This window comes from Paenibacillus tyrphae, assembly GCF_024158745.1.
In the GTDB taxonomy this organism is placed as follows: Bacteria; Bacillota; Bacilli; order Paenibacillales; family NBRC-103111; genus Paenibacillus_G; species Paenibacillus_G tyrfis_A.
Genome location: NZ_JAMZAW010000002.1, coordinates 492623 through 505090, shown reverse-complemented (window position 1 = coordinate 505090; position 12468 = coordinate 492623). Strand labels below are relative to the sequence as shown.

General features: G+C 53.7%; 11 protein-coding genes. 10 read left to right on the top strand and 1 reads right to left on the bottom strand.

Annotated features, from left to right (window positions below; all coding sequences use genetic code 11):
- Positions 1-82 precede the first annotated feature (82 nt).
- The 7 genes from NI000_RS05000 (at position 83) to opp4C (ending at position 8082) form a co-directional block, all read left to right on the top strand.
- Entirely contained in the window at positions 83-400 is a 318-nt protein-coding gene (locus tag NI000_RS05000; RefSeq protein WP_253408303.1) for a hypothetical protein, read from the top strand.
- 164 nt (positions 401-564) lie between these two features.
- Complete coding sequence (locus NI000_RS04995; RefSeq protein WP_253408301.1) at positions 565-2265, top strand: M3 family oligoendopeptidase; 1701 nt, start codon at positions 565-567, stop codon at positions 2263-2265.
- A gap of 266 nt (positions 2266-2531) precedes the next feature.
- Positions 2532-3479, top strand: a complete 948-nt coding sequence (locus NI000_RS04990; protein WP_301292348.1) for an ABC transporter ATP-binding protein — start codon at positions 2532-2534, stop codon at positions 3477-3479.
- Between the two features lie 27 nt (positions 3480-3506).
- Positions 3507-4463 (top strand): ABC transporter ATP-binding protein, encoded by a 957-nt coding sequence (locus tag NI000_RS04985; RefSeq protein WP_253408298.1) that lies wholly within the window; start codon positions 3507-3509, stop codon positions 4461-4463.
- Between the two features lie 40 nt (positions 4464-4503).
- Positions 4504-6168, top strand: coding sequence for a peptide-binding protein (locus NI000_RS04980; RefSeq protein WP_253408296.1), 1665 nt, complete (start codon positions 4504-4506; stop codon positions 6166-6168).
- A 54-nt stretch (positions 6169-6222) separates the two neighbouring features.
- On the top strand, positions 6223-7194 hold the full coding sequence (locus NI000_RS04975; protein ID WP_253408294.1) for an ABC transporter permease: 972 nt from the start codon (positions 6223-6225) through the stop codon (positions 7192-7194).
- A gap of 3 nt (positions 7195-7197) precedes the next feature.
- On the top strand, positions 7198-8082 hold the full coding sequence (opp4C, locus tag NI000_RS04970) for an oligopeptide ABC transporter permease (RefSeq protein WP_253408292.1): 885 nt from the start codon (positions 7198-7200) through the stop codon (positions 8080-8082).
- Positions 8083-8182: 100 nt separating this feature from the next.
- Here opp4C and NI000_RS04965 read toward each other — a convergent pair whose 3' ends face one another.
- On the bottom strand, positions 8183-9481 hold the full coding sequence (locus NI000_RS04965) for an ammonium transporter (protein ID WP_253408290.1): 1299 nt from the start codon (positions 9479-9481) through the stop codon (positions 8183-8185).
- Positions 9482-9724: 243 nt separating this feature from the next.
- Here NI000_RS04965 and NI000_RS04960 point away from each other — a divergent pair, with 243 nt between their 5' ends.
- The 3 genes from NI000_RS04960 to NI000_RS04950 all read left to right on the top strand — a co-directional run bounded on the left by NI000_RS04960 (position 9725) and on the right by NI000_RS04950 (position 12436).
- Complete coding sequence (locus NI000_RS04960) at positions 9725-10141, top strand: YugN family protein (RefSeq protein ID WP_253408288.1); 417 nt, start codon at positions 9725-9727, stop codon at positions 10139-10141.
- A gap of 188 nt (positions 10142-10329) precedes the next feature.
- Positions 10330-10566, top strand: coding sequence for a hypothetical protein (locus NI000_RS04955; RefSeq protein ID WP_253408286.1), 237 nt, complete (start codon positions 10330-10332; stop codon positions 10564-10566).
- 265 nt (positions 10567-10831) lie between these two features.
- Positions 10832-12436, top strand: coding sequence for a S1C family serine protease (locus tag NI000_RS04950; protein WP_253408284.1), 1605 nt, complete (start codon positions 10832-10834; stop codon positions 12434-12436).
- The last annotated feature ends 32 nt before the right edge of the window (positions 12437-12468 follow it).

Sequence of the window (12468 nt, the reverse complement as noted above, 5' to 3'; positions counted from 1 at the left end):
ATCATAGGATAGGTGAAGTTTTATGTTGAATGCTGTGCCATCAGGGGGTTCAGTAAGGACGAACCAGCGGAAAGCGGCGGAAGTGTATCCTTTTCTTGAAGCGTATATCGCTCGTAAGGAAGAGCAGCTGGCCGAGCTGGAACAAACCATCGAACGTTACGAGAAAAAGCGGATGATGGAAGAACGAAGCTATCAAATGATGTCAGCTTTTCGGCGATTATTTGCAGGGAAAAAGCCGGATCATCATCTGGCCGTCGAATATATTCACTACGTCAAAAAGCCTATGGAACAAATTCGCGTGCTGCGACTGGAGATTGAGCAGGCCCGCGCCATTTTGAATGAAAGTGAACCGAACGATTTGGTGGCCGTCAGCGAAGAGTTGTCGAGAGCGCTGGATTAAACCAAGAAAACAATCGTGACAGTATAAAGCGTCTGTTCGCCGTTTGTTGGCGTCGGAGGCTTATTTTTGTTTCCGCATATTGACAAAAACGGCTTGCCCCCTTATGTTTCTAACGAAGGTCGACGGTTATCCGGCCGATAGACATGGAAAGGGATGAAGCGATGATGATAAGGAAGTTCGAAGATTTTGTATACGAACGCCCGGATATGGATCAACTGACGGAACAGATGAACGAATCGCTGCAGCAGTTCTCCGAGGCGGGTTCACCGGAGGAGCAGCAGGCTCTTCTGACCCGGATGAACGAGCTTCGGAGCCATTTCGAGTCGATGGCCGCGATCGCCCGTATCCGGCATACCATCGATACGAACGACCCGTTCTATAAAGCGGAGCAGGATTTTTTCGACCAGCAGACGCCGGTTTATCAAGGCTTCCTGTCGAAGTATTATGCGGCATTGGCCGAATCGCCTTACCGGGCGGCGTTGGAAGAGCAGTGGGGCCAACAATTGTTCCGGATCGCCGAGAGAACCATGAAAACGTTCGCGCCCGAAGTGATTGACGAGCTGCGGCAGGAGAACAAGCTTGTCTCCGACTATATTAAACTGACCGCCTCCGCGTCGATTTCGTTTGACGGCCGCGAGCTCAATCTGGCTCAGCTCACGCCTTACACGCTGTCTACCGACCGGGAGACGCGCAAGCGCGCACTGGATGCGGGATACGCTTTTTTTGCGGAGCACGAGACGACCCTTGACGAAATCTACGACAGTCTCGTCCAAGTGCGGACGAGCATCGCCCGAAAGCTCGGCTATCCGAACTTCGTTCAGCTTGGATACGACCGCCTGAAGCGTTCGGACTACGACGCGGCCGATGTAGCCGTTTTCCGGGAGCAGGTGCGGGAGCATCTGGTGCCGCTTGCTTCGCGCATCCGAGAGCAGCAGCGGCGCATGCTTGGCGTGGACCGGTTAACATACTATGACGCCAAGTATCGTTTTCCGAAGGGCAACCCGAGGCCTAAAGGCGATGCGGATTGGATCGTCGACAACGCCAAGCGGATGTATGCCGAGCTGTCGCCAGAAACCGACGCTTTCTTCCGGATGATGACGGACCGCGGATTAATGGATCTCGTCAGCAAAACCGGCAAAGCGGTCGGCGGGTACTGCTCGTATATCAAAGCGGAGCAGGTGCCTTTTATTTTCTCAAACTTCAACGGAACGAGCGGAGATGTCGACGTGCTGACGCACGAGGCCGGACATGCGTTCCAGCATTACATGAGCCGCCATCATGAGGTGCCGGAATACTTGCATCCGACGCTTGAGGCGTGCGAGATTCATTCGATGAGCATGGAGTTTTTCGCCTGGCCTTGGATGGAGCTGTTTTTCCGCGAAGATACGGACAAATACAAGTATAAGCATTTGAGCGAGGCTATTTTGTTCATTCCTTACGGTACCGCGGTCGATGAATTCCAGCACTTCGTGTACGAGCACCCTGAAGCGACCCCGGCGGAGCGCAAAGCCAAGTGGCGCGAGCTGGAATCGGTCTATCGTCCGGATTTGGCGCTGGAGGAGAACGATTTGCTGAATCGCGGCGGGTACTGGTATCAGCAGCGGCACATTTTCCGTACGCCGTTTTATTATATCGACTACACGCTGGCGCAAATTTGCGCGCTCCAATTCTGGTCCCACGCGCAAAGCGACAGCAAGCGGGCCTGGGACGATTACGTCAGGCTTTGCCGGGAAGGCGGCAGCCGTTCGTTCAGCGAGCTGGTGGAGGTGGCGGGGCTGCTTTCGCCGTTTGCGGAAGGCACGGTCGAGTCGGTCATCGGCGATATCGGCGCGTGGCTGGAAAAGGCGGACATTCGCGCGTTCTAGAAAATTCGACAGCAGCATTGAAAATAAACATAATTTTCCTAAGAGACGAAAAAGTTTTACATTTTCGTCTCTTTTTTTATCTTTCAATTCACTGGTGTTTAAGGAGAATTCAAAAAAAAATGTAAAATTTTAAAATTTCTAATGACAATTTGGTCAATTAACTTCATAATGGGACTTGATGCTGTCATCCGAAATAATTCCAGCGAAGTGAAATTTTATGACACAATGAATGTGGAAGTGAAGGTGATCCCTTGTCTGAGGCACTTTTGGAAGTGAAATCGCTTAAAACGGTAATTAAAGACAAAAAGAGGGAATTGACCGTTGTCGACGGCATCGATTTTAAAATCGGAACGAACGAAGTGGTCGCGCTCGTAGGAGAATCCGGTTGCGGCAAAAGCATGACTTCCTTGTCGATCATGCAGCTGCTTCCCCGGGTAGGGGAGATTGCCGGCGGTGAAGTCCGTTTCGGCGGGCGGAATTTGGTCGGCCTCAGCAATCGGGAGATGTCGGGCGTTCGCGGACGTCAAATCGCGATGATCTTCCAGGAGCCGATGACCTCGTTGAATCCGGTGCTTACCATTGGGAAGCAGTTGACCGAAGCGATTACCCGGCATCTTGGCGTATCCAAATCGGAAGCGGTTACAATAGCGGAGGACTGGCTGCGGCGGGTCGGATTTCCGGAGCCTTCCCGGATTCGGAAGGAGTATCCGCATCGTCTGTCGGGCGGCATGCGGCAGCGTGTCATGCTGGCGATGGCGATGGCCTGCAAGCCGGAGCTGCTTATTGCCGACGAGCCGACGACGGCCTTGGATGTGACGATTCAGGCTCAGGTGCTGGACCTGATCCGACAGCTGCTTCGCGAAACCGACATGTCCGTGCTGTTCATCACGCATGACTTGGGCGTTGTTGCCGAGATGGCTACGCGCGTCATCGTCATGTATGCCGGCCAAATCGTCGAGACGGCAGACGTAAGAACGCTGTTTACAGATGCCAGACATCCGTACACGAAAGGCTTGCTCCAATCGACGCCTCGCATGCAGGGGGCTATTGAACGGCTGGTTCCGATACCGGGAAGCGTTCCGCCCGCAGGGGCTTTTCCGGCCGGGTGCCGGTTTGCCGAGCGCTGTCCGATGGCGAAAGCAGAATGCCGCGACCGGCAGCCTGAGTTGCGGGACATCGGAGCGGGGCATCAAGTTCGCTGCATTTTGACCTAGTACGGATTAGAGGGAGATGATCGACACGTGGGGGCTCCGCTTCTGGAGATTAAAGGGTTGAAAAAATATTTTGGCATCGGCGGCAGCTTAAAAAATGGAGCCGTCAAAGCGGTTGACAATGTCAGCTTTACGGTATTTAAAGGCGAAACGCTGGGCATTGTGGGCGAATCCGGCTGCGGCAAGTCGACGGTCGGGCGGTTGGTTTTGCGCTTGCTCGATTTGACCGAAGGTGAAATCGTGTTTAACGGAACTTCGATCGGCAACTGGAATCAACGGCAGCTGCGGCCGATCCGGAAAGAGATGCAGTGCGTGTTCCAGGACCCGTATGCATCGTTAAATCCGAGAATCACGGTGGGTAAAGCGATTGCCGAGCCGCTTGTGGTGCAGGGCGGCTTGAAGTGGTCGGACGCGATGAAACGGGCGGAACAGCTCTTGGATACGGTCGGACTAAGGTCACATGCGGTCGGCATGTACCCGCATGAATTTTCCGGCGGACAGCGGCAGCGTATCGCGATTGCCCGCGCCATTGCGTTAAGTCCGAAGCTCATCGTGGCAGACGAGCCGGTCTCGGCGCTCGATGTCTCGATTCAAGCGCAGATCGTCAACTTGCTGGAGGAGCTGCAGACGCGGACGAACGTGTCGTACTTGTTCATCTCGCACAATCTTAGCGTCGTCCGACATATTTCCGATCGGGTCGCGGTCATGTACTTAGGTCAAATTGTCGAGTTGGCCGGCCGGGACCAGTTGTTCGGCAGCCCGAAGCATCCGTATACCCAGGCGCTGCTGTCGTCCGTACCCGAGCCGGATGTGGATGGCAAGCGAGAGCGGATCATCTTAAGCGGAGAAGTGCCGAACGCGGCAAATCCGCCGTCGGGCTGTGCGTTTCATCCGCGGTGTCCTCATGCTGCGGAGCGCTGCCGGATCGAGAAGCCTGTCTTCCGTGAAGTGGAGCCGGGGCATTACGCCTCGTGCCATTTCGTATAAACAGCCTGCAGAAGGCATCTAAAAGAGAGGGGAACTTGCCATGTTGTTCAAAAAAATCGGCAAAGCGGGAAATATCGCTCTTGCCACGTTGATGACCACCGCGCTATTGTTGAGCGCTTGCACGTCCGGAGGAGGCGGAACCCCCGCAACGAACGAAAAGCCGGCCGATGGGGCGGCAGCTAACAGCGGCAAAAAAGAAAAGGTGGACGGCGGCGAAATCAATACGGCTTATTTGCTGGATCCGCAAGGCTTTATCCGTTTTTGGGCAACCACTACGGTTTCCAGCGAAGTAATCGACCTGGTGTTCAGCTCGTTGTATGACTTCAATGACAAACAGGAAATCGTTCCGGATCTGGCGGCCGGACAACCTCAGTTCTCGCAAGATAAGAAGGAAATGACGATTAAAATCCGCAACGATGCCAAGTTTAGCGACGGCAAGCCGGTAACGGTCGACGATGTGGTGTTTACATATAACATTCCGCTTAATCCGGATTATAAAGGCCCGCGCAAAGGGACGTTCGAGAAGCTGGCGAAAGTCGAGAAAGCGGACGATACGACCGTTAAATTTACGTTCAAAGAGCCGCATGCCGGATACATCGATATGCTGATTTATAATATTTTGCCTCAGCATTTGCTGAAGGATGTTGCCGTAAAAGATATGGACAAATCTCCATTCTTCAAGCAGCCTGTAGGGTCTGGTCCTTATAAGCTGGAAGAGTGGAAGCAAGGCCAATATTTGCGCTTCGTGCGCAACGACAGCTATTTCGGCGGCAAACCGGCCATCGAGAAAATTACGGCGAAGATCGTTCCCGATGCCAACGCCATGATGGCGCAACTGCAAACGGGAGAAATTAACGTCGTTGCGGTGCCGGCCGACAATTTGCAAGCCATCGAGCAATTTGCCAAAACGTCGGGCAAAATCAAGCTGCAAAAAGGGATTGGTACAGGCTCCTATATCTTTGCCGCTTGGAACTTGACCAATCCGTTATTCCAGGATAAAACAGTACGTCAAGCACTCACAATGGCGCTGGATCGTCAAGGGATCGTAGACAACATCGTCGAAGGACAAGGAAAGATCGTACACAGCCAAACGTCTCCTTCCTACTGGTCGTTTACGGATAATGTGCCGAAATTCCCGTTCGATCCGGAAAAAGCGAAGAAGCTGTTAGCCGATGCAGGCTGGAAAGATACGGACGGCGACGGCATTTTGGACAAAAACGGTCAAAAATTTGAATTCGAAATGCAAACGATTCAAGGAAACAAGGTCCGTGAGAAGGCGCTGACGGTTGTTCAGCAGCAGTTGAAAAAAGTAGGCATCAGCGTTCAGCCCCGGATTGTAGAAGGCTCTGCCTTTACGAAAAACTGGACAGGTAAAAACTTCGTTGCTCTCATCCATGGCTGGAGCATCTCGGGAGACCCGAATCCGCAAGGCATTTGGCACTCCACGGCGATGGAGACGGGATCGAACTATATTTCTTATAAAAATCCCGAGGTCGACAAGCTCATCGACGAAGACTTGAACACGTTCGACATGAACAAACGGAAAGAGCTGCTGGCCAAAATCGACGCTTTGATTGCGGAAGACCAGCCGTATACGTTCATTTATTCGCCGACCGCCACGATGGCTTATCCGGCTAATCTCGAAGGATTTAACCCGAACCGCGACGCATTGAAGGAAGTCGAAAAGTGGTACTTTACGAAATAATAAAATCCGTAGATCGTTATGATCGAAATTATGATGAAAGAAGAGTGACATCCGGTGGCCCGATATGCCCTTCGGCGTTTGCTGAACGCCATTCCGATTCTGATCGGCATTACGATCATTTCTTTTCTCATTATCCATATGGCTCCGGGCAGTCCGATCTCCCAGTATGTCGACGATCCGACGATCAAGGCCATCGATAAAGAGAATATGATCAAAGCTTACGGCTTGGATCAACCGTTATATATTCAGTATTGGAAATGGATCAGCGACCTGGCGCAAGGGGATTTCGGCACTTCGTTTCAAAAAAGCCAGCCGGTCTCGGAATTGATGTGGGACCGGCTGCCGAATACCTTGCTGCTGACGGTCACAAGCTTTGTTCTGGCCATGGCCATAGCGATTCCGCTCGGCATTTTGTGCGCGGTTAAAGCGAATTCGCGTCTCGATCAGCTTGTGTCCGGCATTACGTTCGTCGGCATTTCGCTGCCCGGGTTTTGGCTCGGCCTTCTGTTGATGATGTTCTTTGCTGTTCGGCTCGGCTGGCTGCCATCGGGCGGACTGCAGACGATCAATGCGCCGTCCGGCTTGGGGGACCGGGTGCTTCATCTGATTTTGCCGGTGTTTACGATTGCATGCTCCGAAGTGGCGGTCTGGATCCGGTATGTCCGCTCCAGCATGCTGGAGGTTATCAATCAGGATTACATGCGTACAGCCAAAGCCAAAGGGCTGCGAGGCGGACGGATATTGACCGTGCACGGCCTGCGCAACGGGCTGATTCCGCTGGCAACGCTGTTCGGGCTATCGCTGCCCGGCTTCTTCGCGGGCTCCGTTATTGTCGAGACGATCTTCAGCATTCCCGGAATCGGCCGGCTGTTCACGGAAGCGGCTTTCCAGAGGGATTACCCGGTCATCTTCGCCGTTACGACATTGACTGCCTTTCTCTATGTCATCGGCAGCATTTTGGCCGACCTATCTTATGCGATCCTGGATCCCCGGGTCAACTACAGCAAAAGCGAGGCGAAGGTATAATCCATGAATGAAGCCGTAACTACGAATAAGGCCCAGCTTCCTGCGGCCGCCGCCAAACCGAAAAATCGGGCTTGGGAACGATTCAAGGCTAACCGGCTGGCCTTTGTCAGCCTGTGGATTATGGCGGTACTCATCGTACTCGCGTTGTTCGCGCCCGTCATAGCACTTCACGATCCTGCGGAACAGGATCTAATGAGCCGGTTGAAGCCGCCGAGCGCCGAGCACTGGTTCGGGACCGACGATTTAGGACGGGATTTGTTCAGCCGGGTGCTTTACGGGGCCCGGGTATCGCTCTCCGTCGCGATTTTTTCTGTTGTCCTTAACCTGCTGATCGGGATTACCGTAGGCTCATTGGCCGGTTATTACGGAGGGAAAGTCGACGGCTTTCTGATGCGGATCGTCGATATTTTGCTGGCCTTTCCGAGCTTTTTCGTTCTGATCACGGTCGTTACCGTCCTGAAGCCGAGCTTATTCAATATTATCGTTGTGTTCGTCGCATTCGGCTGGATGTCCAAGGCGAGGCTGCTGCGAGGGCAAATCCTTTCGGTCAAAAACCGCGAGTTCGTCGATGCGGCGCGGACCATCGGGATGTCGGATTTCCGGATTATTTTCGTGCATATTCTGCCTAATGCCATCGCTCCGGTCATCGTCTCCGCAACGCTGCAGATGGGCAGCATGATTTTGACGGAGTCCAGCCTCAGCTTCCTTGGTCTGGGGATTCAGCCGCCTACCGCGAGCTGGGGGAATTTGCTGCAAAGCGCTCAAAGCTTGACGATTTTGAACAATGCGCCTTGGTATCCGTTCATCCCCGGCTTTATGATCTTCCTGACGATCATGTGCTTCAACTTCATTGGCGACGGATTACGCAGCGCTTTTGATTCGAAATAAAATAATGAGCGTAAAGGAAAGAAGCCGTTCCGGAAATTTGTGGAGCGGCTTCTTCTGTTTCTTTGTAGCTTGGGTATGAAAGGATTGCGTAGGCAGAATACTATCTTTTATCCAGCGTCAATTGGTTCAATTCAATAAAGTCGTGCTCTTGGCTGTAGGCCGGTACGCCGTGGATTCCGACGTCCAGACCGACAAGCTCTTCATCCCGGCTGACGCGGACAGGAACGAGTCGGTTAATCAGCTTGAAAGCAATCCAAGTCGTCGCGAACCCCCAAATCATGACGGTTACTAGTCCAAGCGCTTGAACGCCAAGCAGCAAAAACCCTCCTCCGTAAAACAAACCGCTGTAGCCTTGCCCTACCTTCCCGGCCAACTCCGGTTGCGCGAATAAACCGACGGCCAGCGTTCCGATACTTCCGCTGACTCCGTGGACGGCAAACGCTCCGACCGGGTCGTCGATCCGTTTGGATTCTAGAAATTCCGTCGCGAACACCATCGCGATGCCGCAAACGGCGCCGATCAGAATCGCCGCCTCGTCACTGACGAAGGCGCAGCCAGCGGTGATGCCGACCAGTCCGGCCAACGAGCCGTTAATGACCATTGGCGGGTCCGATTTGCGATAGCGCAGCATCGTAAACAGGATGCAAGCCGCTCCTCCTGAGGCTGCCGCTAGCATCGTCGTTACCGCGATGTGTCCGATGGACCCGTTGGTTGCGCTGAGCGTGCTGCCCGAGTTGAAGCCGAACCAGCCGAACCAAAGGATGAAGGCTCCGACCGATGCGAGCGGAAGATTGGAAGGAGGGACGATGTTAGCCGTGCCGTTCTCCGTAAATTTGCCGATTCGCGGTCCGATGACGATGGCGGCGGCCAGAGCGGCAAAGCCTCCGAGGGCGTGGATGACCGCCGAGCCCGCAAAGTCGATCATCCCGAGACTGCCAAGCCAACCGCCTACGGCCCAAATCCAATGTCCGGCAACCGGGTAAATCAAGCCGGTCATGGCAACGGTGAACAAAATATAAGCGTGGAAATTGATTCGTTCGGCTACCGCGCCGGAAACGATCGAAATGACGGCGATGACGAACGCACATTGAAACAGCCAATACGTATCATGCGTGATGGTGAGGTTAATGTGTGTCAAGTCTCCTCCCATCATAAAGCCGGTCGTTCCGATGAGCCCGCCGGCATCTTTTCCGTACATCAGCGCAAAGCCGAAGAAGAAAAAGATCAATGCGCCGAACGTAATGTCGACAAAGACTTTCATGATGATGCTGACGGCATTCTTTTGCCGTACGAATCCCGCTTCCAGCAAGGCGAAACCGCCTTCCATCAGCAGAATCATCGCAGCGCTAAGTACAACCCAAATTGTATCTAATCCGCTCGCGAGCGTATTCAAATCCATCAAGGCTATCTCCTTTCAGAAGGTGCTTAATAACGTATAAAGCGATTATTTTGCTTCTCATTATACGATTCGCGTGGAATTTATGTCAACGAATTACGTAAGATATTCTTACATATGATGGTTGATATTCGGATGTTTATCGTAAGAACTTCTTATATCCTCCTTGATGGGCATAATTTTACTTGGTCGGGTACATGCTAAGCGTGACTTTGTTGCAGCGATCATGATTTGGAGGAGATGCCGATGGTTCCTTTAGATTCGACTTTGCAAGGGCGGGAAGAGCCTTTTGAACATGTGCGAAGCTATTTGCACGAGCATGAGTTCACATTGGGCGGCAACTGGGATTATGAGCACGGTTCCTTTGACCGCTATTTGGATGAGGGGCATAAAGTGTGGCTGCGCATCCCGTTTGAAGTCACAAGCGGCGTACTGGACGGAGATACGGATTCTACGGACGCTTTTGTCCGAATCGGGACCCCGTTTGTACTCAAGCATGTTTATAATGAAGGATTGGATCAAGAGGCACAGGCTCGCACTTATGGAGCGTTAATGGATCAGTTTCAGGAGCCGCTCGATAAAGACGGCAGCGTGGAGGACAAGTGGGTAGGTCGGGCAGCTTCGTTGCTGCGGGAGATCGAAAGTGGGTTTACAACCCCCTAAATCCCCCTTAGTAAGGGGGACCCCAGGGGTTTCGCTCCCTGGACGACGAAAGGTTGTCGGGGGAGGGGGAGCGTCGCCATAATCGGATCGTCGGTGCAAGGACCGCGACTGTCCGCCCGCGCCTGGCCTGACGGCCGGCAGCGTGCGTCCTCGCTTCCATACGGCGCACCAGCACTAGTGATACGTCGGTGCAAGGACCGCGACTGTCCGGACCCGACCAGCCTGACGGCGGTCGAGGCCCGTCCTCGCTTCCATGCGGCGCACCAGCACTAGCGAATACGCCGGTGCAAGGACCGCGACTGTCCGGTCCCGACCAGCCTAACGGCGGTCGAGGCCCGTCCTCGCTTCCAGTCAGCGCACGGCTGCGCGGGACTTTGCCGCGCCAAAATGTAAGCGTATCCGGCGAGTCGTGGCTCGCCGGATAGACGCGTTCCTTCATCTATAGTAACAAAAATGTGGCGCACTCCCTCCCCAGACAACCTTGCGGGTCCAGGGGCGCAGCCCCTGGGGTCCCCCTTACTAAGGGGGATTTAGGGGGTTGCTCTTCTTAGGGGGTTGCCCTCTCTTATTTTACCTCCATTTTATTTTTCTTTAAGGTTTCTTTAAGGTTGCACGTGCAATATAAAGACATGAACAGCAAGGCAAGAAAGCAATCATCCTGAAGCCTTATACGAAACGGAGGTTTTTCTGATGGATCACAACAATAACAATAATAACAACAACGCAAACGATCTTTATCGTCGCCCGAACGACGAGTTGAAGCATAGCGAGTCCGACGGGAACAACCGGCAAACGGCCGGAGGAGAGGAAGCGGCAGCGAGCCGTGAGCAAAGCTCTCATTACTTTTCCTACGGTCCTTACAAATCCGGCACTTCGGATACGACGGTCAGCGACAGTCAAGGCTCCGCCCCGGTGGAAGTAACGCCGCCGAAACCGATTCGCACGTACGGCTTTAACTCCGGGGAACAGCAGCAAGGCCCGATGGGGAACTGGCAGCTCGGCGCGGTACCGAAGAAGTCGAGCGGCTTCCGCAGCATGTTCGCCGCGTTTATGGCCGGTGTAGTCGTGGTCGGCGCGCTGATGTTCGCCTCGGACAAAATGAACCTGTTCACCGGCGCGAAAGGCATTATGACCGGAAACAGCAACCAGAGCTCGGCGGCTGCACCGGCGCAGGCAGCCAATAATAACGGAAACGTGAAGCCTTCCTCGCTTGACTTGGCCCGTCCGACGAATATTTCTGGGATCGTGCAGCAGGCAAGTCCGGCGGTCGTTAAGATCGAGACGAAAGTCAAAACGAAAAGCACGGGACGCTCCAGCAATCCGCTGTACGACGACCCGTTCTTCCGCCAATTTTTCGGCGACGATTTCGGCGGCAGCCGTCAGCAGCAGCCTAAAGGCAACGAAGGCCAACTGCAGCCAGGCGGGATGGGGACCGGCTTTATTTTCGAGAAGACCGGCTACATCTTGACCAACGAGCACGTGATTGACGGTGCGGATGAAATTTGGGTAAAAGTAAATTCCAACGGCAGCGAGAAGTCGTATAAAGCCCAATTGCTGGGCAACGACTACGATCTCGACTTGGCCGCGCTGAAGATCGAACCGGAAAACGGCCAAGAATTCCCGACACTGCCGATCGGCAGCGCAGACAGCTTGAACGTGGGCGACTGGGTAGTAGCCATCGGGAACCCGTACGGCTTCGATCATACGGTAACCGTCGGGGTGCTGAGCGCCAAAGAGCGTCCGATCGATATCCCGGATAAGAACGGAACGCGCCAATACAAACATTTGCTGCAAACGGACGCTTCGATTAACCCGGGGAACTCCGGCGGTCCGCTGCTGAATCTGAACGGCGAAGTCATCGGTATCAATACGGCCGTCAGTGCGCAAGCACAGGGCATCGGCTTCGCAATTCCGACAAGCACGATATCCGCGGTACTGGATAACCTGAAAAACAACGTGAAAATTCCGAAAGAACCGGTTCCGTACATCGGTGTGCAAATGCAAAATATCGATAAGGATTGGATCTCGGAGCTCAAGCTTGAAAATACGGAAGGGGCGATCGTTGCCGAAGTCGAGCGCAAAAGCCCGGCCTTCAAAGCGGGTATCCGTCCTTACGATGTGATCACCGAAGTCAACGGCACCAAGATGAAAACCTCCGAAGAGGTCGTCGCAGCCATCAAAAAATTGAAGGCCGGCGATAAAGTAACGCTTGGCATCATGCGTGACGGCAAGAAGCAGAACATTGACATTACGATCGGCGACCGCAACACGATCGACCCGCAGAAGCAACAGTAATGCCATAAAGAAAAAAGAAGCAGAGCGGACGA

What these genes read in the sequence shown, in the direction of transcription:
- NI000_RS04995 (WP_253408301.1), top strand. Translation starts at nt 565, where the DNA reads ATGATAAGGAAGTTCGAAGATTTTGTATACGAACGCCCGGATATGGAT.
- NI000_RS04980 (WP_253408296.1), top strand. Translation starts at nt 4,504, where the DNA reads ATGTTGTTCAAAAAAATCGGCAAAGCGGGAAATATCGCTCTTGCCACG.
- opp4C (WP_253408292.1), top strand. Translation starts at nt 7,198, where the DNA reads ATGAATGAAGCCGTAACTACGAATAAGGCCCAGCTTCCTGCGGCCGCC.
- NI000_RS04965 (WP_253408290.1), bottom strand. Translation starts at nt 9,481, where the DNA reads ATGGATTTGAATACGCTCGCGAGCGGATTAGATACAATTTGGGTTGTA.
- NI000_RS04960 (WP_253408288.1), top strand. Translation starts at nt 9,725, where the DNA reads ATGGTTCCTTTAGATTCGACTTTGCAAGGGCGGGAAGAGCCTTTTGAA.
- NI000_RS04950 (WP_253408284.1), top strand. Translation starts at nt 10,832, where the DNA reads ATGGATCACAACAATAACAATAATAACAACAACGCAAACGATCTTTAT.